We start from the raw sequence: 24,853 nt of genomic DNA, 5'->3' as shown, positions 1-24,853 counted from the left end.
AGTTATCGTTTGTTTGATTCAATCTTAAGAATGGTTAAGCGTCATAACTATCGGGTATAGTACGCTATGCACGATACATTTAATATACATAGCGGGGGATTATTTATGAGAAACAAACCTATTTTATTGCCGATATTTTTCTTTTGGTATGCGATTGGCTTTATTCTACAGGTGTTTTTTGTTGTACCGGAAGGATTAGCTTTTTCAAAGCCTGCTTTTTTAATCTTTTATTCTTTAAGTTTAGTAGAGTTAATTTGGAAAAAAGAAGGCAGATGGAAACCATTAGTGATTGGGTCCATCGTTGTTGCATTATCGACGTTCTTTGTTGAAATTTTAAGCGTTGAAACAGGCTTTCCGTTCGGCGAATACAGTTATTCTAATATACTTGGTCCACTTGTCGCTGGTGTTCCATTTACAATTGCGCTCGCGTGGGTCGGTGTTTTATTTAATTCACTGATCATGTCCACCCAAAGTAATAAAACAAAACGCGCACTCGAAACGGGCTTATGGATTGTCATTATTGACTTAATCCTTGATCCAGTCGCAGTTCTAGAGGGGTATTGGACTTGGTATAATCCAGGGACATTTAGTTATTATGATATTCCATTAACGAATTTTATAACGTGGTTTATACTAGGTGCGTTACTCAGTTATATGTTCCCGTTGTATAAACGCTCGTTTAGGATGCACCGGGTGAACACATTTGTTTATCAATTGATGTTGTTATTATTCGGATCACTCGCTGTGACGCATGGTGTGATCTCGATTTTCATCATGAGTCTAGCATTCATCGTTCTTGCTGAAGGGAAGTTTCGTTATGATACCCGCAAATAAACGCCCCATGTTTAGACGGGTCTTTTACGCTTACTTAAAACGTGTATTAATCAAAAAACACTTCGGAAAGGTCACATTTGAAGGCGCGCTAGATGTTCCAACCCCTGAGGCGACTATCTATATCATCAACCACAGCTCCTGGTGGGATGGGCTCATGCTCTATTATTTAACAGAAAGTCTATCGCAACAGGATCACTATGTGATGATGGATGAAGAGGGGTTAACAAGTTATCCTTTTTTTAGAAAATTAGGCGCATTTAGTGTTAATCGCCGTAAACCGAGGGACTTAATTCAAACCTTTCAGTATATGGATAAACTATTTGATCAGGGGCATCCCGTTTGGATTTTCCCCCAAGGAAAAGTCGAACACCAAGAAAAGCTACCTTATCAATTTGAAAAGGGGATCGGTCGTATTATTAAAATGAGAGGAACAGTAACTGTTAAACCGATTACTTTTCACTATTACTTTCCTGAAGAACAAAAACCAGTTCTATCGATCAAAGCAGGGGATCCAGTTTTAGCGAAAAATCAAGAACGTTCTCGAAGTGAATGGACCTCTTATTTTGAAGCGGTCTTAACGAAACAATATACAGAACATAAAAAAGCCATTGTTAATGATATAAACTACCATAAAAGAGAGGATCTAATCCAATTGAAAAAACAAAGTTCGTCAATTAGTGATTGGTTAGATCGCGTAAAGAAGGTGTTTAAATGATCGAAGCTATTTTGATAGTCATTAGTATTTTATTGGTCTTACAGTTGATATTAGTTCTGTGGAATAAACGCTATTTTATAGGTGCCCCTCAGCATGATGATTCAACTTCTCATTTAAAAGTTAGTGTATTGATTCCTGCTCGAAATGAGGAGGCCAATATTGACGCATGCCTTACACATGTGTTTAAACAAAGCAAAATGCCATATGAAGTGATTGTATTAAATGATCACTCAACCGATCAAACATCTGAAATTTTAGATGATTGGCAAAATAAACAAGACAAACTTAAAGTATTGGACGGAAAAAGCTTACCAGAAGATTGGCTCGGCAAATCCTTCGCATGTTATCAATTATCTCAAGAAGCATCCGGTGACTGGTTTTTATTTTTAGATGCGGATACGAGAATTGAAGAACATGCGATTGCATCACTATTACCTGTACTAGATCAACAACAAAAAGGAATTGTATCTGGTTTTCCACGTCAAATAACTAAAACGCTAATTGAAAAATTAGTCGTCCCGATGATGATGGTCACGATTATGTTACATTTACCGATCAAATGGGTGCAGACACGCCAGGATTATCGATTTGCTGCAGCTCACGGTGGATTTATTGCTGTAGAGAAGGCGAGTTATCAGAACAGCGGGGGGCATAAAGCGATTAAGTCGTCATTAGTTGACGATATGGAACTCTTTAAGCTCATTAAAAAATCAAATGATCCGGCGAGGCTATTGAAGGTCGATGACATCGTTTCGATGCGTATGTATCATGGTTTTCGTTCAGTCTGGTTGGGCTATCAAAAAAATATGTTCGCTGGTGTCAATCGAAGCGTCTTTCTATTAGTGGTCGTCATGGTCTATTATTTTGTATTGTTTATTTTACCGTTAATGTTTATTGGACAAGCATCGCTGACACTGATTGCTTTATTATACCTCTTAGGCGTCATTATCAAAATGCTTATTGATGTAACAAATAAAGTACCGTTTTGGATTAGCTTTCTCATGCCGATTAGTGTGTTACTGTTTATCGCAATTGGTGTTGATTCGATGATCAGAAGCTTAACAAAGCAGGGATACAATTGGAAAGGACGGCGTTATAGTTGAAAAAGGTCATCGTTGTCGGAGCTGGTTTAGGTGGTTTAAGTGCTGCGATTAAATTAGCTCATCACGGATTTGACGTATCGGTATTGGAAAAAGAAGAATCGTGTGGTGGTAAATTGTGTTCAGTTGAATTAGGTGATTATCAATTTGATTTAGGACCGAGTACTATCACGTTAAAGCATGTATTTGACAATGTGTTTAAATCTGTAGGTAGAGACCCACAAGACTACTTAACGTTCTATCCGATTGAAAAAGGGACGCGTAACTTTTTCAAGGATGGTCATGTCGTTGACTTTTCGAATGATGTGGAGCATGTACAAACGCAGATAAGTGCTTTTTCTGAAGCGGATGCCAACAACTATCCATTATTCTTAGATGAAGCAAAGCGCTTATATACGATTAGTGATAGGCAGTTTTTTAGTCAGCTAATGTATCCTCTGAGCACCAAGTTATCCCCTTCTTTACTAAAAGACTTTATTAAAATTAAACCTTTAACGACCTTAAATACTTTAGTTGAAAGCTACTTTGAACATCCAAACACACGCATGTTGTTTAACCGTTATGCAACTTACATTGGTTCAAGTCCGTATCAAGCCCCTATGATTTTTGGAATGATGGCGCACCTTGAAGGTGGACAAGGTATCTGGGGAGTAGAAGGGGGCAGCTATCAAATTGTCCGTGCATTTGAACGATTAGCGCGTGAACTTGGGGTTGAATTTTTTATGGAGCATGAAGTAGAAAACACGATACAAAAAGGGAATCGAATTGTGGGTGTTCAAGCAAACGGTCAAACATTTGCTGCGGATTATGTTGTCTTCAATGCAGATGCCTTAACAGTTTATCAAAACTTATTAAAGCATCATCCACTAAATAGAAAATTAGAGAAAAAAGAAGTCTCTTTATCAGGATTTGCGATGCTTTTAGGGATCAACAAAACCTATCCAGAATTGGAACATCACAATGTCTTTTTCCCTAAAGAATACACACAGGAATTTAAAGCGATTTTCAAGGATAAACAAGTACCAGAAGAACCGACGATTTATATTTGTCAATCGAGTGTTTCAGAACCAAAAAGAGCAAAAGAAGGCGGAGGTAATTTATTTATATTGATCAATGCACCTTACTTAAGTTCTAACTTGACTTGGAATGAAGAAACGAAAGAAAAAATGATGCAGCGTGTTATCAATCAATTAGAGTCATACGGTTTAGACGGTTTATCAACACGAATTGATGAACAGTATTGTATGACACCTAAAGACATTGAAACGCGCACAGGTGCATTTAAAGGTTCACTCTATGGCTTGTCTTCAAATACTATTAAACAAGCCTTCTTCCGAATTGAAAACAAAGATCCTGTCTTATCTAATGTTTACTTCGCAGGAGGTTCAACACATCCAGGTGGGGGGACGCCGATGGTAACGTTATCGGGGCAATTGGTCGCAAGCGATATCATTGGAATATACGGGACGATTCACACAGATACTTAACTTTTCATACGTTGCTTAGATTGCTATATTAAGTTAGATGGACAGAAAGATAGAAAGGTGGTTCTTATGCGAATTATAATTTCACCAGCAAAGAAAATGAATATAGACAATGACAGCTTCACTCACAACCAGTTACCACAATTTATTGATCAAACCGAGTTTTTACTTAACCATTTGCAAACATTGACTTACGATGAATTGAAAAAGATTTGGAAAGCGAGCGACAAGATTACGACATTAAACTATGAACGCATTCAAAATATGCAGCTCCGTTCAAATCTTACTCCAGCGATCCTCGCATATGAAGGTATTCAATATCAGCATATGGCACCTAGCGTGTTAGAAACCGCTCATTATGATTACTTAGAAGAGCATTTAAGGATCCTCTCAGGCTTTTATGGCATATTAAGCCCCTTTGATGGTGTAGTGCCTTATCGTTTAGAAATGCAAGCTAAATTGAATCATGAAACGTATCCATCAGTTTATTCTTTTTGGGGTGATCAATTAGCCAAACAAATCTTTAGTGAAACAGATACGATTATTAACCTAGCATCGGAAGAATATAGTAAAACGATCACGAAATACAACGAACAAGCTCAGATCATACGATGTAAGTTTGGAGAATTGAAAGATGGAAAAGTGAAAGAAAAAGGTACGTTAGTGAAAATGGCTCGAGGTGAGATGGTTCGTTTTATGGCTGAAAATCAAGTACAGGAACCAGAAGCATTAAAAGCTTTCAATCACTTAGATTTTGAGTTTAGTGAAGAACACTCAACGAAAGATGAATATGTGTTTATAAAACAATAAAGTCAAGAATTTAATAAATTGGGTCAGAGAAAACATGTGATGATTGTATCGCATGTTTTTTTATGCATTTTGTTCATAATTTCACATAAATGTCTTGTAATTTCACTCATATTTGATATGATCTCTGAGAGGAGGGTTTTGATGACTAAAAATACAAAAAGAATTTGGCTATTTCTAATGCTCACATTTTTATTAATGTATGTATCACATGGTATCATTGCATATTTACTTGAAACAACTTCCATAGAGTGGGATGATTTCCCCTTTAATGCGCTAGGTATTATTGGTGGTGGCGCACCTGCTTTTGCTGCAATATTTATGGTACATAAAATGTATACTGAAAAAGAGAAAAAAGATTACTGGGAAAGTGTATACCGACATAAAGTCAATTGGATTTGGTGGCCGATCAGCTTGCTTTCACCTTTGTTAATCGGTTTTGTTGCGAATATCATTCATCACGGTGGCTGGTGGAATCCTGAAATAGAAATCGGACAGCTTATTGCATTTCCGCTGGCGTTTGGTGTGATGATTTTTGCAGGTGGTATGGAAGAGTTGGGGTGGAGAGGCATTTTACAAGATAACATGTCAAAAAAATTCTCACTCCCTACAATAGGTGTCGTTATTGGGTTATTGTGGGGTGTCTGGCATGGACCACTATTTTTAATTGATGTCTTCGCCCATTATCATTACGATTTTTCAACCTACTTACTGACAACAATCGTTTATTCGCTCATTTTGACGTTGATCGTTCACAAAACGAAAAGCGTGCTTTTAGCTATTCTATTGCATGCTGGAATCAATGCATTTGGTAATCTTGGCTTTGGCATCCCAATGGAAGTCAATGCAGGTATTATCATCTATCTGATTGTCCTGATCTTCGTTATGACGTTCGTACTTTATTTATTTGAAAAAAAGAAATGTAGGTAACAAAACAATATTAATGAGGATTACTTTTTAACTTTTGAAGATGTGTTATAATTATTGAAAAGGTCCTTGAGAATTAAATGATTAATAAAAATAAGTCATTCAAAACTGAAGCTTTGCTATGAGCGAGTAGCGCGATTACGAAATTTCGCGAAAATTTATTTCTGCGAGGTTTTAGAGCTATGTTGTTTTGAATGATCCCAAAACATTTTATGAATAATTGTTTTAATTGAAAGGGTTTTAGAGCTATGTTGTTTTGAATGATCCCAAAACGCTTTGTTAGTTTTGTTTGGTATTTTAACAGTTTTAGAGCTATGTTGTTTTGAATGATCCCAAAACTCACCTTCACGTTTAAACCTTAGATAGAACAGTTTTAGAGCTATGTTGTTTTGAATGATCCCAAAACCAAAGATTTTTTATATGGAGTAGATAATAGGTTTTAGAGCTATGTTGTTTTGAATGATCCCAAAACCAAATACGGCTTGTAGTAATTCTTTAAATTCGTTTTAGAGCTATGTTGTTTTGAATGATCCCAAAACGCGCTTATCTGTTTATTTTTTCAAATCGTTGTTTTAGAGCTATGTTGTTTTGAATGATCCCAAAACTGATCATGTAAATGATGAGATTTTACTAAAGTTTTAGAGCTATGTTGTTTTGAATGATCCCAAAACACATGTGTTTACTCCTTAATGTTTTTTGTGTTTTAGAGCTATGTTGTTTTGAATGATCCCAAAACATAAATTATGACGTAAGTGTACGAAAACTAGTTTTAGAGCTATGTTGTTTTGAATGATCCCAAAACTATACTGTTTCTATGTAATTTAAATGTTACGTTGGATGATTATGTGTTTATAAAATAACAATTTTAAGTTATATCAGAAAAAGACATGAGATTTTTAACACCTCATGTCTTTTTTGTTATATAAATGTTGAAAAACGACCTAATAATTTGAAATATATTTCAAAAAAGTTGGAAATATGTTACGTTAGATATAGATACATAGTCATACTTCATTCTAAGTTATGACATTTTTATCCATTATAAGACAAAGAAAAAGCGCCGAGACAGCGCAACATTTCAGTTGATTTCGGACAAAGCCTTATTTTAACTCGCTATGTTGTGTTGAATAACCCCAACAACTTAAGTGTAGCAGATTAAAATTATTTTGAAAAGTGTTTTTATAAAAAATAAAAATTTAAGGAGTGTGTCACTATGAAAAAGAAGTATACGATCGGTTTAGACATTGGTACAAACAGTGTTGGATGGGCCGTCATAAGAGATGACTATGACTTGATTAGAAAACGTATGAAGATTAATGGTGATCATGAAAAGGGGAAAATGAAGAAAAACTTTTGGGGTGTCCGTCTATTTGATGAAGGGGAGACTGCTGAAGATCGTAGGATTAGAAGAACAACTAGACGCCGATTGCGCCGTCGTCGAAATCGAGTTCAATATTTGCAGTCTATCTTAAAGGATGAGTTGAATCGTGTAGATGAGAATTTCTTACATCGATTAAACGAAAGCTTCTATGTTCCGATTGATAAAGAACATAATCGTCATCCTATATTTGGAACGCTTGATGAAGAACATGCATATCACAAACAATTTCCGACCATTTATCACTTAAGAGAGTACTTAGCCAATTCAAATGAGCAAGTTGATATTCGTTTAGTTTACTTAGCCCTTGCGCATATTATTAAATACCGGGGTCATTTTTTAATCGAGGGTGAATTAAATACCGAAAACTCTTCTGTTGAAGAAACATTTGCCGATTTTCTGAACCATTATAATCAAATGTTTTCACTACAAGATGATGGTAGTTATATTAACCCATTAAGTGAAGACATATCAGTAGAGTACGATCTAACAGAGAAAACGTCACGTAGTCTTCGCGCAGAAAATGTATTAAATAAATTTGGTACGGAAAAGAGAAATGGAATGCTTCATCAATTCCTTAAATTGATTGTAGGTAACCAAGGTAGTTTTAAAAAAGTCTTCTCATTAACAGAAGATCGAAAATTGAACATGACAAAAGAAACATATGAGGAATACCTAGAGGAGTTATTGGTAGATATAGGTGAAGATTATCGAGAACTGTTTTTAGCAGCTAAAAATGCACATGACGCTATCGAGCTATCAGATATTCTTAGTGTTTCAGATGATAAAACGAACGCTTCTTTATCAAGTTCAATGGTCAAACGCTATGAAGAACACAAACAAGATTTAAGCGCTTTAAAGAATTTTATAAAAGTAAATATTCCAGATCGTTATTACGATCTCTTCAGAAACCCTAAAAAAAATGGATATGCAGGTTACATTGAAGGTAAAACTACTGAAGAGGATTTCTACAAATATCTTAAAAAAGAGTTGGATAACGTAGAGGGAGCTGGTATGTTCCTTCAAAAAATTGATGAAGAACGCTTTTTGAGAAAGCAACGTACTTACGATAATGGTGTGATCCCACATCAGATACATTTAGAAGAACTAAGAGCGATCATAGAGAAACAATCAGCTTACTATCCTGATCTTTTAAATCACCAAGAAAAAATCGAGTCTTTACTGAAATTCAGAATTCCCTATTATGTAGGCCCCTTGGCAAAAGAACAGAGCAAATTTGCTTGGATAAAACGTCTTGATGATACATCGATCAGACCTTGGAACATAGAAGAAAAAGTTGACCTTATTGGTTCAGCTGAATCCTTCATTAATGAGATGACAAACTATGACACGTATTTACCGAACGAGAAAGTATTACCTAAACATAGTTTCTTAATTCAAAAATTCAATGTATATAATGAGTTAACAAAAGTTCAATACGTTAATGATCAAAGAAAGTTGTGCAATTTCTCAAGTCATGAAAAGAAAGAAATATATGAGAATTTATTTAAAGAGAAACGAACGGTATCTCAAAAAGATTTAGAAGACTTTCTAATTAATGAATATCAATTAGAAAACCCGAGTATCAAAGGCATTGAGAACAAATTTAATGCATCTTTAAAAACTTATCATGATTTTATCAAGGTAGGTGTTCCAAGGGCTGTATTAGATAATGACAATTATGAAAATGAACTTGAAGAGATAGTGAAAATATTAACAGTATTTGAAGATCGAAAAATGATTCGTCAACAACTTCAAAAATTCTCACATGTTTTAGACTACGATATTTTAAAAAAACTACAACGTCGTCACTATACAGGTTGGGGACGATTCTCCCAAAAGTTAATTGATGGGATCAGAGATGAACATACACAAAAAACTATATTAGACTATCTTATCGATGATGATGCACCGAATAAAAATATTAATCGTAATTTTATGCAGTTGATTAATGACCTTGATTTATCATTTAAGAAGATTATAGAAACAGCAGGGCTCCAAACAGAATCAGATAAATTGAAAGACATTGTTGATCAAATTCCAGGGAGCCCGGCTATAAAAAAAGGGATATTACAAAGTTTGAAAATAGTAGATGAAATTGTTTATATAATGGGCTATGAACCAGAAGCGATTGTAGTTGAAATGGCAAGAGAAAACCAAACAACGACTCAAGGTCAAAAAAATGCGAAAGAACGCCTGAAACGGGTTGAAGAATCTTTAAAAGATATGAAGAGCGATTTAATCAAGAAACAACCTGTTACACAAGATGCTTTACAAAATGACCGCTTATATTTGTATTATTTACAAAATGGTCGTGATATGTATCGTAATCAAGAGTTAGACATTAATAATTTATCAAATTATGATATCGATCATATTATCCCTAGAAGCTTTACAACTGATCATTCAATTGATAATCGAGTCTTAGTTTCATCTAAAGATAACAGAGGGAAATCAGATGATGTGCCTACCCTTGAAGTCGTAAAGAACATGAAACCATTTTGGTCATCTCTATATCGCTCAAACCTGATTAGCAAACGAAAATTTGATAATTTGACAAAAGCTGAAAGAGGTAGGCTGACTGCAGATGATAAAGCTGGTTTTATTAAGAGACAACTCGTTGAAACAAGACAAATAACTAAACATGTCTCAAGCATTTTAAACGAAAGATATAATGAGCAGAATACAGAAGAAAACCATAATGTAAAAATTATACCTTTAAAATCAGCGTTAACAAATCAGTTCAGAAAGGCTTTTGATCTATATAAAGTAAGAGAAATTAATGATTATCATCATGCACATGATGCTTATTTGAATGCGGTTATAGCTAACTTATTGCTCAAAGTATACCCTCATTTAGAACCGGGTTTCGTTTATGGTGAATATCGTAAAACCAATATGTTTAAAGAGAATAAAGCGACAGCAAAAAAGCAATTTTATTCGAACTTAATCGAAAGATTCAAACATGAAGGCCAAATTATTGATGAAAACGGAGAAATCGTTTGGGATATGAATATGCATGTTGAAAAGATTAAACGTGTATTGAGTTATAACCAGATAAACATTGTTAAAAAAGTAGAGATTCAAACGGGTAATTTTTCAAAAGAAACCGTACAACCAAAAGGGGAATCTTCTTCATTGATCCCTCGTAAAAAAGGGTGGCATCCTAAAAAATATGGAGGATTTGATAGTCCAAACATCGCTTACTCAATTATCTTCACTCATGAAAAAGGGAAAAAGAAAAAAGAAGTCAAAGAGATGATTGGTATTACCATCATGGATCAATCAATTTTTGAAGCTGATGAAACGAAATATTTAGAAGAAAAAGGCTATGTTAATTCTATCTTAAAATTCAAACTCCCTAAATATTCACTATTTGAATTGGAGAACGGAAGACAACGTTTATTAGCAAGTGCTAACGAGGCTCAGAAGGGTAATCAGCTCGTTATTCCTACACACCTGATGAAATTACTGCACTATTGTAATCGATATATTGATTCAGGATTTAAAAATGTCGATTATGAAATCTATTTAAATGATAACAGACATCATTTCTCGGAATTGTTGAACCATGTATTGAACTTCAGCGCAGCGTATACACTAGCATCTGCTAACGAAGAGAAAATCAAAAAGTTATATATTGAAAAATCTGATCAAGCTGAAGTCGGGGAACTAGCTACCTCATTTATTAATCTAATGGACTTAAATCGTATGGGGGCTCCATCGACGTTTAAGTTCTTTGGTACAAACATTGAACGAAAAAGGTACACAAGTATTAAAGAATTATTAGATGCAACCATTGTATTTCAATCCATAACTGGATTACACGAAACTCGAAAAGAGGTGTGATTATGGGATGGCGAACTGTTGTAGTTAACCAACACTCAAAGTTAGCCTATAAAAACAATGCTCTAATATTTAAAACATCAATGAAACAAGAAGTGATTCATTTATCAGAAATTGATATTTTAATACTTGAAACAACTGATATTACGTTAACAACAATGCTACTAAAACGGCTAGTGGATGAGAATATACTTGTTATATTTTGTGATGATAAACGATTACCATCCGCTAAATTAATGCCATATTACCCTAGGCATGATAGTAGTTTACAATTATCAAAACAAGTTTTTTGGAACGAACAGACGAGAAAAGTAGTTTGGACGGAAGTCATTTCGCAAAAAATTTATAATCAACACCTTTATCTCCGTCAATTAGAACATTACGAAAAGTCTCAATCTATATTAAATTTATACGATGGTTTAGAACTATTTGATCCAACGAACCGAGAGGGACATGCTGCTCGCTTATATTTCCAATCATTATTCAATAACTCCTTTTCCAGAGAATTGCAAACTGTAGTGAATGCAGCACTAGATTATGGTTATACATTAATTATGAGTTTATTTGCAAGAGAGATTGTAAAATCTGGATGTTTAACGCAATTCGGGATTAAACACGCTAATCAATTTAACGATTTTAACCTTGCGAGTGACATTATGGAACCATTCAGGCCGATTGTTGACCAGATTGTATATGAAAACAGAGAAAAGGAATTTCCATCAATCAAGCGTGAATTATTCACGTTATTTACGAACAATTATGTCTATAAGTATCAGGAGATGTATTTAACCAACATCGTCCAAGATTACACAAAGAAAGTAATTAAAGTATTAAACGGTGAAGCGGACTTATGTGAGATCCCTGAATTCAAGATATGAGTTATCGTTATATGAGAATATTACTAATGTTCGATATGCCAACAGAAACTGCAAAAGATAGAAAGCTTTACCGTAAATTTAGAAAATTCCTTATAGACGAAGGGTTTATTATGCATCAATTCTCTGTTTACAGTAAATTACTACTGAATGGATCTGCTAAATCGGCTATGATCACACGATTGGAAAGTCATGCGCCTAAATCCGGTTTAATTACATTGTTAACTGTAACTGAAAAACAGTTTTCGAGAATGATCTATTTAAGTGGAGATCGTGATACTTCTGTTGCCAATTCTGATAATCGTATTGTTTACTTAGGAGAAGATTATGATGAAACTTAATTTTCCAATATTAGAGCAATCTATAAAAATTGAACGACCAACAGTTTTAGTGCTTGAAGAAGTTCAAACATTTGCGAATATGGTTAAATCATTTTACGATTATGAAAATTGTAATTTAAAGATCTTCGATGAAAAATATAAACCAATTAAAGCGTCAGAAATCCTTGTTATTACTGACATAATTTCATTCGAATTAAATTCAACAACTGTATTAAAACACATTTATACAGATCTTGAAGAGTATCTAAATGATAATCCGAGCATTAAAACCGCAATTGAGCAAGTGATGATGTCTCTAAACGATATTATTAGTAATGAAATTTTGGATCATGAATTAGATTTACAGACATCGGATATGACGCTGCAATCTTTATTTAAATCATTAAATCTTAAGATTAATAGTAATAGTGAATCAATTAATGAGAAAATCACCGATATTATTCAAGTTTTCAAATATCTATCGAAAAAGAAGTTACTTGTTTTTGTTAATGTTTGTTCGTATTTGACAAAAGAAGAAATACAAGAAACAATTAGATATTTATCGCTGAATGATATCACATCAATATTAATTGAGCCACGAGTTGTTAAGGGTGCCACTCAATACATTCTTGATAAAGATTACTTTTTAACTTATGGGAATGTGTTATAATTATTGAAAAAGATCCTTGATAATTAAAAGATTAATAAAATCAATCATTCAAAACTAAAGCTTTGCTATGAGCGAGTAGCGCGATTACGAAATTTCGTTAAAATTTATTTCCGCGAGGTTTTAGAGCTATGTTGTTTTGAATGATCCCAAAACAACGACTTCGTTTTTGGATTGCGATTTATCGTTTTAGAGCTATGTTGTTTTGAATGATCCCAAAACAAGCTTCCGCCATATCATCAGTTAAACCAAGTTTTAGAGCTATGTTGTTTTGAATGATCCCAAAACTTTTGTATTATCTGAAAAAGTTACTTGTAAGTTTTAGAGCTATGTTGTTTTGAATGATCCCAAAACTTTTTTATTGCATTACCGATCACTATACTAGTTTTAGAGCTATGTTGTTTTGAATGATCCCAAAACTCTCTAAAATCAATATTAAAATCGACTTGTGTTTTAGAGCTATGTTGTTTTGAATGATCCCAAAACCGAAAAAAGAATGTTTTATGTTGATGAGGGGTTTTAGAGCTATGTTGTTTTGAATGATCCCAAAACACTTACGAGGATATTGAAAAGCTGTTGAAGTTTTAGAGCTATGTTGTTTTGAATGATCCCAAAACCAAGTTCATCATTATCTAGATAAAGCCATTTGTTTTAGAGCTATGTTGTTTTGAATGATCCCAAAACACCAGGCTACGCAGAAGGTGTGAGCCGTCCGTTTTAGAGCTATGTTGTTTTGAATGATCCCAAAACTTTAGTCGACAGTGAGAATGCTCGAATCATGTTTTAGAGCTATGTTGTTTTGAATGATCCCAAAACTTATTCGATCGATGAGGATGGCGTTTCTGTGTTTTAGAGCTATGTTGTTTTGAATGATCCCAAAACGCTTGTTCTTCTCTATCAATAATTTTAAGGGTTTTAGAGCTATGTTGTTTTGAATGATCCCAAAACTTTGCAGCCATCGTTCTTCTAAAACACTCCGTTTTAGAGCTATGTTGTTTTGAATGATCCCAAAACCAAGTTCATCATTATCTAGATAAAGCCATTTGTTTTAGAGCTATGTTGTTTTGAATGATCCCAAAACGTACGTCTTTATCTCTCATAAGGTCAGCAAGTTTTAGAGCTATGTTGTTTTAAATGATTCCAAACTGAAATATCTGGAAGAGAGGAGAGGTACATAAATGTTTGGTGTAATGGGTATGTATGTTTTTCATTTAATTGTTCTTCTCATTATGATTATTGCGGGTTATATGATCAAGTCTCAGATAGTGAATATTATAAAGAATAGTTCATCTATGAATTCAGAACAAATTCAGTCTGGCATTAAAATCACAAATATTATTTATTTTACACTTGTTATAATTATTGTGTTGATTATAGCTATTCCTTTTATACTGAGAATATAGTTGTTTCTATTACTTAAGCTCTATTTCAAATGGTATTAAATTAAAAAGGTATTTCATTAATTTTTATGAAATACCTTCTTTTTATCAAGTTTAAAGAATGACTGATTTATTGTACATAATATTAAGACCTTTGGCCATACTAGTGGTAGCTTTTTACAGGAGGCTGGATTATGGCTAATAAAAATTATCAAGTACCTAAAGAAACATCATCTTACTGGAAAAACAACACGTCTCTACCTAGCTTTGAGCCACTAAAAGAGGATATTAAAACAGATATTCTCATTGTCGGTGCAGGGATAACAGGTGTAACAACAGCATATTTACTTAGAAATCAAGGATTTACTGTAACATTAATTGAATCAAACACCATATTAAGTGGAACAACGGAGTATACAACAGCTAAAATTTCTGCGCAGCATGGTTTGATTTATCATGAGCTGATCCAACATTTTGGTGTAGACAAAGCTAAGCAATATTATGAAGCAGCAAAGGATGCTAAACAATGGATTGAAGACACGATTAAAAAGGAACAACTTGATTGTCAATTTAGTATAGAAGATGCTTATTTATATACAAATGATGAAGAAGAATTGAAAAATTTAGATAAGGAACATGAAGCATATAAAAAGTTAGGAATTGACGGTGAGCTTGTAACGGAAATGCCTTTAGATATCCCGTTCAAAAAGGCCTTAGTTATGAAGGGTCAAGCACAGTTTAATCCATTAGCATTTCTAAAACCTTTAATAAACAAGATTGTGGAAGCAGATATTAAAATTTATGAACAGACAACGGCTGTCAAAATGGATTATGGAGACACGATCACAATAACAACAAACACCAATAAAGAAATCGAGTGTGAACATGTAATCATGGCCTCACATTATCCATTTCATGATAAAAGCGGGCTATATTTTTCTCGTATGTATCAAGAAAGATCTTATTTAATTGCTGTTAAAACGAATACTAAATTTCCCGGTGGCATGTACATTAACGCCGAAGAACCAACACGATCGATTCGATCAACAACAGATAACGATGAAGAAGTCTGGCTAATTGGCGGCGAACGACATCGAACAGGACATGAAAAAGTATCTATTGATCATCACAAGCCATTAGAGCTATTTACCGATCAACTATTCGGTATTGAGTCTTATATGCATCGTTGGTCTGCTCAAGACATTACAACAGTCGATAAACTACCGTATATTGGGCCTATTACAGATGGTAAGCCTAAAGCGCTCGTTGCGACAGGTTATCGAAAGTGGGGGATGACAAGTGGTGTCATTGCCGGTATATTGCTTTCTGATCAATTGTTAGATAAAGAAAATCCTTACGCGTCATTATTTCATCCGTCACGCTTTGATTTTGACCCAGATGTAAAGCATTTTATTCAGATGAACTCAGATACAGCTAAACATATGATTGAAGGTAAATTGGGTAACATGGATGAAAATAACATAGATCTAGAGAATAATGAAGGAATGGTAATCCGAGAAAACGGAAAAAGAATTGGTGTTTATCGTGATCAAAATGGAAATCTAGGTAAACTCGATACAACGTGTCCACATATGAAATGTGAAGTTAATTGGAATAAGGTTGAAAAATCATGGGATTGTCCTTGTCATGGATCCAGATTTTCAATTGATGGTGAAATGTTAAATGGACCAGCAAAAACAAACCTTAAAAAAATTGATAAATAAAGCACTGTAATTTTAATTTCATCTCACTATCTTAAGTATACTTTACTTATGAGATGTGAGATTGAATTATACATATAACTTCCGATAATATATATTATGTAAACTAGGATAAATTATTTTTAAGGAGGAGCTTATCCAAGACTTGATTGTCTTTTGGATAAGCTCCTCCTCTTTTCATCATTATAAGAAATTCAACAACATCAGGATTAATACAAGTAACATCGACCCGTAAATAAATACATCAGATTTTGAAATGAAGTTTTCAATCGCATGTACATAGCGATTAAATGAACGTCCTGTCTTCTGATAGATCGGTGTATAGTAATCACTTTCTAAGTCTAATTGTTTTGGTAAGTGAATATGGAATAAATTAAACTTCATACCGACTGTATAAATCAGCATACCTAACGCATAGACAATAATCATATTCGTTAAATCATATGAATTGAATAATTCCATCCCTACTAAATAGTTGTCGATGAAATATTCATCAAAATGCAATGTTCTTGCTGCTGGAATAATAAAATGATTCAACAAGGCATTCGGGAATAGTCCGATGATTAAAATCACAGTAGCCATAATTCCCATTGCAATCGTTCCTAAGTTATATTCTTCTTTCAAATGCTGATATTTTTTCGGTGTACTACCTAAAAATACACGGCTGTACAGTTTAATAAATGATGCTGCTGTACAAGCACTAACAAATGTAAAGATATATTCAGCCCAAACGAGTCCAGGATGGCCATAAATATGCGCCTCTTCAATCGCATGGTGAAGAATTGTCTTACTTGCATAACCATTGAATAGAGGCATACCTGTAATGGCTAATGAAGCAATCAGTCCGACTGTTGCAACATATGGCATTTGTTTATACAAACCGCCAAGTTTATACATGTTCTTCTCTTTTGTTTTAAAGAAGACAGCACCTGCCATTAAAAAGAGTAGCCCTTTAAAGATCCCGTGGTTAATCATATGATAAAAAGCACCGGCAAAGCCCATCGCTCCGTCAAATCCGAGATAAGCGGCAACACCAATCCCCATAATGACATAGCCCATTTGACTAACACTATGATAAGCAAGCATTCGGACCATCTTCTCTTGTTCAAGTGCTGATATAACACCGACGACCATCGTAATAATACCTAACCAAATCACGATAGCACCAATGTCTTCAAGAGATACGGTAATCGCATTAACGACGACATCATTTTGCCCTTCTGTTGATGCTAATACAGATACGATCAAGCGTAATATCCCGTATCCCCCCACTTTCATTAAAATACCAGATGAAAGCGCGTTTACAGACAAGTGGGCTTTAGGATAGATGACAGGAACCCAGTGGTGAAGTGGTGCCATACCCGCTTTAATACCAAATCCGATAATAAATAACGCGGCTGATACATACTTAATATTACCAAGTTCACCAAATTTCTCACCTAAAGTCACCCATTCGTAGTTCTGTGTGAATGCGGAAAGGACAAGAATACCGGCAAGGATCGACAAACCACCTAAAATCCCAAAGTAGATGTATGTCGCACCGGCTTCAATTACTTTTTGCCCTCGCTGGTGAACCATTAGAACAAATGATGAGAACGTCATAATTTCAAAGAACATGAAAAAGCTTAATAAGTCCCCAGCCATTAATGTTCCAATTGTTGAAATGTACGTTAACATAAAGAATAAATAAAAGCTTCTCTCTCGCCCACAACCTTTAATATCTACTGCTGTATGAAGGCTGACAACGAAAAAGATAAATCCTGCAAAAATCATGAACAGTAAGCTTAATAAATCAATTCGGAAAATAATCCCGTTACCAAATATATTCGCAATATGCCATTCCATTGGTTGATTTAAAACTTCTGGATAAATCACAATCATAATTAAAGTTGTTAATAGGATAACGATACGAACTGTTACCCTACGGAATCTTCTCTTTTTCTGTCTTTCACCTAAAAAAGGAATGAGAAGGATTTCTAACAAACCGATCGTTAATAATATAATCGGCAATGCAACTTCGATCATTGTTCTTGTAATGTTCATGTTCTCCCTCCTCTTTTAATTACATGTCGGTCAATACAGTTGCATAACCGATGACTATATACCAATGAATGTCGAAACAGCTGCTTCAATAATATTCATAATCATGCTTGGATAAAAACCAATTACGACACTACCTAAACCAACAACAGCCATCGAGATTTTCATAGACTGTGGCAAACTACTACGGTGCATTTCAAGTGGTGTTTCTCGTAGAAAGGCACTCACGACAACAGGTAAATAATATAATGCATTTAAGAAACTGCTTAATAGAATGACAATCAATAACTCTGGATGTCCGCCGTCTAAAACAGCTAAACCTAAATACCATTTGCTCATGAATCCACTTGTACCTGGAATACCAATCATACCAAGAACGCCAATTGTAAATACGGCCATTGTGATTGGCATCTTATAACCGATACCATCCATCTTTCTCACATTACGATTCCCCGTATAATAGATAATGGAACCTGCACTTAAAAACAGCGCTGATTTCATAAATGCGTGTGAAATAACGTGGAAAAGCGCCGCTGATAAACCGAGTTCAGTTCCTAGTCCTAAACCTAAAAAGATATAACCGATTTGAGCAACACTCGAGTACGCTAGTCGTCGTTTAATATCTGTTTGGGATAAAGCAAACAATGACCCCATCACCATACTGAGTACAGCAAAGACTAAAATATAGTCAGAGATCCCGATATTAATTGTAATTTCTTGACCAATGACTCGGTACATCATTTTAGCAATCGAAAAGACATATGCCTTCACAACAAGTCCAGATAATAGTGCACTGGACGGTGTCGGTGCACTAGAGTGTGCATCGGGTAACCAGTTATGAAGTGGGAAAATGGCAGCTTTAATACCAAACCCAGTTAAAATAAAGCCCATTGCTAATAAAATATTGATCGGGTATTGCTCCCACACTTCATTTATTTCTGCGAAAATGAGAGACATGTTTAAGTGACCTGTAACCATGTAAATCAGCGCAAAGCCCATTAAAACTGTTACAGAACCGATCGCGCCCATTAATAAGTATTTCATACTCGCCATTAATGTATCTTTTTTATTTTTGATGGCAATAATGGCTACTGATGTAATCGATAAGGCTTCAACAAATACATATAAGTTAAAGATGTCATTCGTAAAAATCATACCGATAATTGAAAAAAGCATTAAAAAGACTAACGTATAGTAACTATACATTTTACTTGAAGCAATTTCATGTTCTAAATCCTTAACAGAATAAGCCAAAATTAAAATAGATAATGTGATTACAACAAGCGTCATAAGCGCTGAGAATTCATCAACTAAAAATTCAATTCCAATTCCGCCTTGGTAAGAGCCAAATGTATAACTATATGCCTCACCATAAATAACGACTAACAATTCGGCAAACGCCAATATAAATGCTAGACCGAGAACGGAAAACATCTTCACAACAAAGGATTTACCAAATGGCTTTCTGTGTAGTGGAATGACTACAGCAAATCCTAAAAGGAGCATGAGGATGAAAACCGGAAAATGGTAACTAATCATCTAATTCCACACTCCTTATTTTCATAATTTCATCTAATTCAATTGTACCGTAAGCTGCATGAATTTTAACAATTAAACTAAGTGCAAAAGCCGTAATACTAATGGCAACTACAATGCCTGTTAAAATCATAGCTGAAGGTAATGGGTTAACAAACATTTGCTCACCCGTCTCAGGATTAACAATCGGCGCAACAGCACCTTGTACATATCCAATTGATACAAAGAATAAAAAGATCGCGGTTTCCATAATATTTAAACCGATAACTTTCTTAATTAAATTCGGGTGTGTCAAAACTGTATACAGGCCGATTACAAATAAGATCATAGCCCCTATATAATTAATATTATTAACAATTAAATCGATATTTAAATTCATCATTCTTCCTCCATCATCGTATGGAATAAGGTGACGACCGTACTCATAACTTTCAAACCAAGTGCAAATGTGACCACTGGAATGAGACCCGCACTTAAGACGCGTCCAATTTCACCCATTGGAAATCCCGCTTCTTGATTCGTTAAGAATGTATAACCAAGTGCAACACCGATCAAACCGATCAAAATAAAGAATAGAATCCCACCTGTTTCAATTTTAGATGAAATGTGGTGAGGCAGTCTTTTTTGACCTGGTTTTAACCCATAAGCCAATGTATATAAAACGATACTCGCTGCAAATATAGAACCACCAGAAAAAGCGCCACCCGGAGAAAGATGACCATGAATAATGACATAAAGACCATAGATTTGTATAAATGGCAATATCATTCTAGTCGTTATACGAACAAACAAATCATCCATGTAGATCATCCTCCTCATCTTCTTTATTTTTACTGTGATGTGTGATGCCAATAAGTGAAACAACAGCCGCAATTCCAGTGAACAACACTGTTGCCTCACCTAGTGTATCAAACGCACGATAATCGGTAATGATTGCTGTAATTAAGTTAGGCGCATGGGTATCCTCTACCCCTTCATCAATATAGTATTCTGATATTTCATTAAATGATGGATTGTCACCATTCCCCATCGGAGGTAATTCAGAAATACTGCTTAAAAGGACGACTAGTAAGCCACCTAACATAATAAATGTAAAGATTTTCCTCATTTTTCAGTCCTCCTTGTCCGACTGATCACGACGACAAATAAGTTTGTCGTAATACCTGCTCCAATAGCAGCTTCAGTCATCGCGACATCTGGAGCACGTAAGAGAAGCCATAACAGTGCCATCATTAAACTGTAAGACGTAAAAATAATAACAGCGCTGAGCAAATCTTTTGTCCGTTCAACCATAATCGCTGCAACAATTAGAAATATAACCAAAAAGACATTAAGAATTTGCATCATTAGCCTCCTCTTCTCTCGTTTGATCTTTGTAATAAGCTGATTTTGCGATAATATGTGCACCTGTCGGGTTCGTCAGTAAAACAAAGATTAATATAATGAATAATTTCACACTTACAGGGTCTAAACCTCTGTGTACCATAAGAGCAACAATGGCAAGTCCAGCCCCTAACGTATCGCTTTTTGTTGTGGCATGCATTCTACTAAATACATCAGGAAGTCGAATTAATCCTAAGGTACCTACCAAAAAGAAAAAGCCACTCAATATAATAAGGATGATGACAATACTATCCGTTATCATGGTAAATACCTCCTAATATAGTTTCCCTTTTTCGATATATTTTGATACAGCCAATGTCGCAATAAAGCCCATCATGGCATATATCAATGCAACATCAATAAACATGTATTGATCAGTAATGACAGCAATTAGCGCAATCAAAACAGTTACTTTTGTTGTGATGACGTTGATCGAGACAACTCGGTCTGCTGCTGTTGGTCCAATGTAAGCTCTGTAAATACAGACGAATGCTAGGACAGCAAGAAATATAGTCATAGCAACAAAACTTGCTATCGTCATTTTTCATCCACCTCTAATCTCAAGATCTTTTCTTCTAGTACACTATCTTCAAGATCCTTAATTGTATCTTTCGTTAAGGCATGAATGATGTATTGATCCCCAATAATGTCAACGGTTAACGTTCCAGGTGTTAATGTAATCACATTCCCATATAAAACTTTATTGACATTTTTCTTTGGTTTTACAGGTATTTTTATAAATCCTGGATCAATTGGCATTTTGGGACTCAGCACAATTTTTGCCACTTGAATGTTAGATTTAATAATTTCAACAACTAATGTGCCAATTAGTGAGAAGAAATTTAAGAAAAATCGCCCAGTAAGTGGTCCTCCCTCTTCTTTAGAAAAGAGTAAATCTCGATTCAAATAGAGAATGGCCAATGATGCAACGCTTCCTACTAATACGGTCTCTACAGATAAACGGGCATCGATAATCACCCAGAATAAGAGTAGTAGAGCGAACATTAAAATATAACCTTTACCTAATATGTTTGACTTTTTCATTCATTGTGCACCCCACACTTCTGTTGTAATCGAACCCAGTCAAAAGGCTCTACTATGTACTTTATCGCAAAACATATCCTTTTTCAATTAAATTTGCAAACTGAATGAAAAATCGTTTGACACTTTTATGAACACAATTAAAATGTGATACAATGTTTTAGACGTTCTTTACTATTAAACATTACATACAAGATACGACGGAGGTTTTTTCATGACATCATCACCTTTCAACAAATTTTATAAAAAATCACCAGATGAACGTATTCACGCTTTAATTAAATCAGGTTTAGTTGACGCTAATACAATCGATGAATTCGATCAACAACTCATGTTGCCACGTGATACGGCCAATCATATGATCGAAAATCAAATCGGAACATATCAACTTCCTTTAGGTTTAGGTTTAAATTTTCTTATTAACGGAACAGAATATACAGTTCCTATGGCAACAGAAGAACCTTCAGTCATAGCAGCTGCTAGCTTTGCAGCAAAAACGATAAAAGCTGCCGGAGGATTTGAGACTGAACAAAAAGAACGGTTAATGATTGGACAAATCGCCCTTAAACAGGTTAATGATCCTGTCTCCAAAAAAGAGATCGTCTTAAATCATCAAGAAGAACTGATCAAACAAGCACACGCTGCGCATCCATCGATCGTTAAGCGAGGCGGTGGCATCAAGCGAATAGATGTAAGGATCATTGATGAAGACCTTGAGTATGGAACGCCTGCCTTTTTTGTTGTTCACCTTTACGTGGATACAAAAGAAGCAATGGGCGCTAATATGATTAACACAATGGCTGAATCTGTTAAAGAAATGTTAGAAGATTTAACCGGTGGTTCTGCACTCATGGGCATTTTATCAAATTATGCGACAGAATCAGTCGTTACTGCGCGTTGTAAGATCAAACCAGATTTATTAAGTCGTTCTGGCATCCCGGGTGATGAGATTAGGGATCGAATCGTTGAAGCTTCACAATTTGCAACAGTCGACCCATACAGAGCTGTTACCAATAATAAAGGGGCTATGAACGGAATTGATGCCTGTGTGTTAGCGACTGGGAATGACACACGTGCGATTTCAAGTGGGATTCACGCCTATGCTTCACGCTCAGGGCAATATCGTTCGTTGACGAAATGGTCAAAAGATGCTGAAGGAAACTTAGTTGGTGAAATCAATATACCGCTTCCTGTTGGAACTGTCGGCGGATCGATTTCGATTCATCCAGGTGCCGTCTTATCACGTCAATTGCTAGGAGATCCAAACGCCCTTGAATTGGCTGGTATCATCGCATCTGTTGCTTTAGCACAAAACTTCGCTGCGATACGTGCCCTTGTAACAGATGGCATTCAAAAAGGACACATGAGTCTCCAAGCGAAATCACTTGCCATTAACGCAGGGGCTAAAGATGAGGAAGTACAAACGGTCGGTACTGCATTAAAACAAGAACAACATATGAATTTAGAAACAGCAAAAGCGATCTTAAAAAAGGTTAGAAACGAAAGCAAGCGATAAACGCCTAATACGGCATTTATCGCTTGCTTTTTATGACTTATATTGATACATTTTCGTATTGTCTCATATGTTCTTTAATACCCGTGAAGCGAATTGGAGCTGGATCGTTTGAGGCATCTAACTCAACGTTGCCCTCACCTGCTGGTATTTTATCTTCATACATCTCTTCATATTGTTCGACAGAGATTTTTTGACGTTTATTTAACATAGCATCATGTTGGTCGGTGAATAAATGATCTTTATAATTCGGTTGAACGATACCAGTTAAGAATTCACCAACAGATCCTGAACCGTAACTGAATAGTCCTACACGTTCACCTTCATTAATCGTTGTGTTACGTTCTAGTAACGACAACAAACTTAAATATAATGAGCCTGTATAAATATTACCCACAATCGCATTATATCGTTTGCTCACATCGAAATTCGTAAGTAGTCGTTCACGATCTTCTTCATCTGCATGTTCTAAAGTCGATTTCAATGCCTTTAACCCCATCTTTGTGTACGGTAAATGGAATAAAATCGATGAGAAATCTTTAAATGTTCTATTTGTTTTTTCTTTATATCGGTCTAATAAGTCTTGGAAAAAGTTTATATATTGATCAACCGAGAATTTCCCTTGCACGTAAGCATAATCAGAATATAGAGGGCGCCAGAAGTCCATCGCATCTTCTGTTTTATAAACGCTTGTCTCTTCTATCGCTAACACATGAGGATCGGCACTTATAACCATGGCAACAGCACCAGCTCCTTGTGTGATCTCACCACCAGTTTTTAACCCATAACGAGAAATATCAGAAGCAAGGATCAACACTTTACTGTCAGGGTTTAAGGCAATGTGCCCTCTTGCCATTTGAACACCTGCTGTTGCGCTATAGCATGCTTGTTTGACTTCAATGGAACGTGCATAATCATTCAACCCTAATAAACGTTGAACATAAATAGCCGCCGCTTTCGAGTGATCAATACCTGTTTCAGTCGCAAATATGATATAGTCGATCGATTCAATATCTTCTTTTGTAAGTATGTTGTTTGCTGCGTTTGCTGCGAGTGTAACGGCATCCTGTGTTTTCGGTGCGACAGCCATCTTTTCTTGGCCAATCCCTACCGTGAATTTACCAGGTTCTACCCCTCTTGCATGAGCTAAATCTTCAGTGTCAACGTACATATCCGGCGCATAAAAGCCGATTTTATCAATACCTATTTTCAATCCATTCACATCCTTTTAAAAAAATGACGTCTTAATGTCTACATTGTAGTGCATTTAAGGTAAACAATCTATTG

Annotated in this window: 22 protein-coding genes and 2 CRISPR repeat arrays; of the genes, 12 read left to right on the top strand and 10 right to left on the bottom strand. The window is 35.2% G+C overall.

What is annotated here, in order from left to right; genetic code table 11:
* Window positions 1-105 precede the first annotated feature (105 nt).
* The 11 genes from BLR62_RS03970 to BLR62_RS03915 all read left to right on the top strand — a co-directional run bounded on the left by BLR62_RS03970 (window position 106) and on the right by BLR62_RS03915 (window position 16,056).
* Window positions 106-834 (top strand): carotenoid biosynthesis protein, encoded by a 729-nt coding sequence (locus BLR62_RS03970; RefSeq protein ID WP_176759206.1) that lies wholly within the window; start codon window positions 106-108, stop codon window positions 832-834.
* Window positions 818-1,549, top strand: coding sequence for a lysophospholipid acyltransferase family protein (locus BLR62_RS03965; protein ID WP_090793466.1), 732 nt, complete (start codon window positions 818-820; stop codon window positions 1,547-1,549). Before BLR62_RS03970 ends, BLR62_RS03965 begins: the two co-directional genes overlap by 17 nt.
* Entirely contained in the window at window positions 1,546-2,652 is a 1,107-nt protein-coding gene (locus BLR62_RS03960) for a glycosyltransferase family 2 protein (RefSeq protein ID WP_090793464.1), read from the top strand. The genes BLR62_RS03965 and BLR62_RS03960 overlap by 4 nt, the downstream gene beginning before the upstream one ends.
* Window positions 2,649-4,136, top strand: a complete 1,488-nt coding sequence (locus tag BLR62_RS03955; protein ID WP_090793461.1) for a phytoene desaturase family protein — start codon at window positions 2,649-2,651, stop codon at window positions 4,134-4,136. The genes BLR62_RS03960 and BLR62_RS03955 overlap by 4 nt, the downstream gene beginning before the upstream one ends.
* A 66-nt stretch (window positions 4,137-4,202) precedes the next feature.
* On the top strand, window positions 4,203-4,943 hold the full coding sequence (yaaA, locus tag BLR62_RS03950; protein WP_090793458.1) for a peroxide stress protein YaaA: 741 nt from the start codon (window positions 4,203-4,205) through the stop codon (window positions 4,941-4,943).
* A gap of 141 nt (window positions 4,944-5,084) precedes the next feature.
* A complete protein-coding gene (locus BLR62_RS03945) occupies window positions 5,085-5,870 on the top strand; it encodes a CPBP family intramembrane glutamic endopeptidase (RefSeq protein WP_176759205.1) in 786 nt (261 codons plus the stop codon).
* A gap of 168 nt (window positions 5,871-6,038) precedes the next feature.
* Window positions 6,039-6,669: a CRISPR direct-repeat array (repeat unit 36 nt; unit sequence GTTTTAGAGCTATGTTGTTTTGAATGATCCCAAAAC).
* A 411-nt stretch (window positions 6,670-7,080) separates the two neighbouring features.
* Complete coding sequence (gene cas9 / locus BLR62_RS03940; RefSeq protein WP_090793453.1) at window positions 7,081-11,094, top strand: type II CRISPR RNA-guided endonuclease Cas9; 4,014 nt, start codon at window positions 7,081-7,083, stop codon at window positions 11,092-11,094.
* A gap of 2 nt (window positions 11,095-11,096) precedes the next feature.
* Complete coding sequence (cas1, locus tag BLR62_RS03935; RefSeq protein ID WP_090793450.1) at window positions 11,097-11,969, top strand: type II CRISPR-associated endonuclease Cas1; 873 nt, start codon at window positions 11,097-11,099, stop codon at window positions 11,967-11,969.
* 11 nt (window positions 11,970-11,980) lie between these two features.
* Window positions 11,981-12,307: a CRISPR-associated endonuclease Cas2 gene (cas2, locus tag BLR62_RS03930; protein ID WP_245719388.1), complete on the top strand. Its 327-nt coding sequence runs from the start codon at window positions 11,981-11,983 to the stop codon at window positions 12,305-12,307.
* Entirely contained in the window at window positions 12,297-12,956 is a 660-nt protein-coding gene (gene csn2 / locus BLR62_RS03925; protein ID WP_176759204.1) for a type II-A CRISPR-associated protein Csn2, read from the top strand. Before cas2 ends, csn2 begins: the two co-directional genes overlap by 11 nt.
* 117 nt (window positions 12,957-13,073) lie before the next feature.
* Window positions 13,074-14,100: a CRISPR direct-repeat array (repeat unit 36 nt; unit sequence GTTTTAGAGCTATGTTGTTTTGAATGATCCCAAAAC).
* A gap of 426 nt (window positions 14,101-14,526) precedes the next feature.
* Window positions 14,527-16,056, top strand: coding sequence for an FAD-dependent oxidoreductase (locus tag BLR62_RS03915; protein WP_090793440.1), 1,530 nt, complete (start codon window positions 14,527-14,529; stop codon window positions 16,054-16,056).
* Window positions 16,057-16,236: 180 nt separating this feature from the next.
* Here the strand turns inward: BLR62_RS03915 and BLR62_RS03910 are convergent, their stop codons facing one another.
* The 9 genes from BLR62_RS03910 to BLR62_RS03870 are packed head-to-tail and all read right to left on the bottom strand — an operon-like array spanning window position 16,237 to window position 22,056.
* Window positions 16,237-18,096, bottom strand: coding sequence for a complex I subunit 5 family protein (locus tag BLR62_RS03910; RefSeq protein ID WP_090793439.1), 1,860 nt, complete (start codon window positions 18,094-18,096; stop codon window positions 16,237-16,239).
* Window positions 18,097-18,150: 54 nt separating this feature from the next.
* The gene (locus BLR62_RS03905; RefSeq protein ID WP_090793436.1) at window positions 18,151-19,632 is read right to left on the bottom strand and encodes a complex I subunit 5 family protein; all 1,482 of its coding nucleotides are present in this window, start codon (window positions 19,630-19,632) and stop codon (window positions 18,151-18,153) included.
* Window positions 19,625-20,008, bottom strand: a complete 384-nt coding sequence (locus tag BLR62_RS03900) for a cation:proton antiporter subunit C (RefSeq protein WP_090793434.1) — start codon at window positions 20,006-20,008, stop codon at window positions 19,625-19,627. The genes BLR62_RS03905 and BLR62_RS03900 overlap by 8 nt, the downstream gene beginning before the upstream one ends.
* Window positions 20,008-20,430: an MnhB domain-containing protein gene (locus BLR62_RS03895; protein ID WP_090793431.1), complete on the bottom strand. Its 423-nt coding sequence runs from the start codon at window positions 20,428-20,430 to the stop codon at window positions 20,008-20,010. The genes BLR62_RS03900 and BLR62_RS03895 overlap by 1 nt, the downstream gene beginning before the upstream one ends.
* Window positions 20,423-20,737: a hydrogen gas-evolving membrane-bound hydrogenase subunit E gene (mbhE, locus tag BLR62_RS03890; RefSeq protein WP_090793426.1), complete on the bottom strand. Its 315-nt coding sequence runs from the start codon at window positions 20,735-20,737 to the stop codon at window positions 20,423-20,425. The genes BLR62_RS03895 and mbhE overlap by 8 nt, the downstream gene beginning before the upstream one ends.
* A complete protein-coding gene (locus BLR62_RS03885) occupies window positions 20,734-20,973 on the bottom strand; it encodes a Na(+)/H(+) antiporter subunit B (RefSeq protein ID WP_090793424.1) in 240 nt (79 codons plus the stop codon). Before BLR62_RS03885 ends, mbhE begins: the two co-directional genes overlap by 4 nt.
* A complete protein-coding gene (mnhG, locus tag BLR62_RS03880) occupies window positions 20,960-21,274 on the bottom strand; it encodes a monovalent cation/H(+) antiporter subunit G (RefSeq protein WP_090793422.1) in 315 nt (104 codons plus the stop codon). The genes BLR62_RS03885 and mnhG overlap by 14 nt, the downstream gene beginning before the upstream one ends.
* A 12-nt stretch (window positions 21,275-21,286) precedes the next feature.
* Window positions 21,287-21,553: an MrpF/PhaF family protein gene (locus BLR62_RS03875; RefSeq protein ID WP_090793420.1), complete on the bottom strand. Its 267-nt coding sequence runs from the start codon at window positions 21,551-21,553 to the stop codon at window positions 21,287-21,289.
* A complete protein-coding gene (locus tag BLR62_RS03870) occupies window positions 21,550-22,056 on the bottom strand; it encodes a Na+/H+ antiporter subunit E (RefSeq protein WP_090793418.1) in 507 nt (168 codons plus the stop codon). Before BLR62_RS03870 ends, BLR62_RS03875 begins: the two co-directional genes overlap by 4 nt.
* A gap of 211 nt (window positions 22,057-22,267) precedes the next feature.
* Here BLR62_RS03870 and BLR62_RS03865 point away from each other — a divergent pair, with 211 nt between their 5' ends.
* Entirely contained in the window at window positions 22,268-23,569 is a 1,302-nt protein-coding gene (locus BLR62_RS03865; protein WP_090793415.1) for a hydroxymethylglutaryl-CoA reductase, degradative, read from the top strand.
* Window positions 23,570-23,606: 37 nt separating this feature from the next.
* Here BLR62_RS03865 and BLR62_RS03860 read toward each other — a convergent pair whose 3' ends face one another.
* Window positions 23,607-24,779: a hydroxymethylglutaryl-CoA synthase gene (locus BLR62_RS03860; protein WP_090793413.1), complete on the bottom strand. Its 1,173-nt coding sequence runs from the start codon at window positions 24,777-24,779 to the stop codon at window positions 23,607-23,609.
* Window positions 24,780-24,853: the final 74 nt, after the last annotated feature.

The sequence above is a fragment of the Pelagirhabdus alkalitolerans genome, assembly GCF_900096905.1.
In the GTDB taxonomy this organism is placed as follows: domain Bacteria; phylum Bacillota; class Bacilli; order Bacillales; family Amphibacillaceae; genus Pelagirhabdus; species Pelagirhabdus alkalitolerans.
Note: the sequence above shows the minus strand (reverse complement) of the source record. Positions and strands in the feature narration are given on the sequence as shown.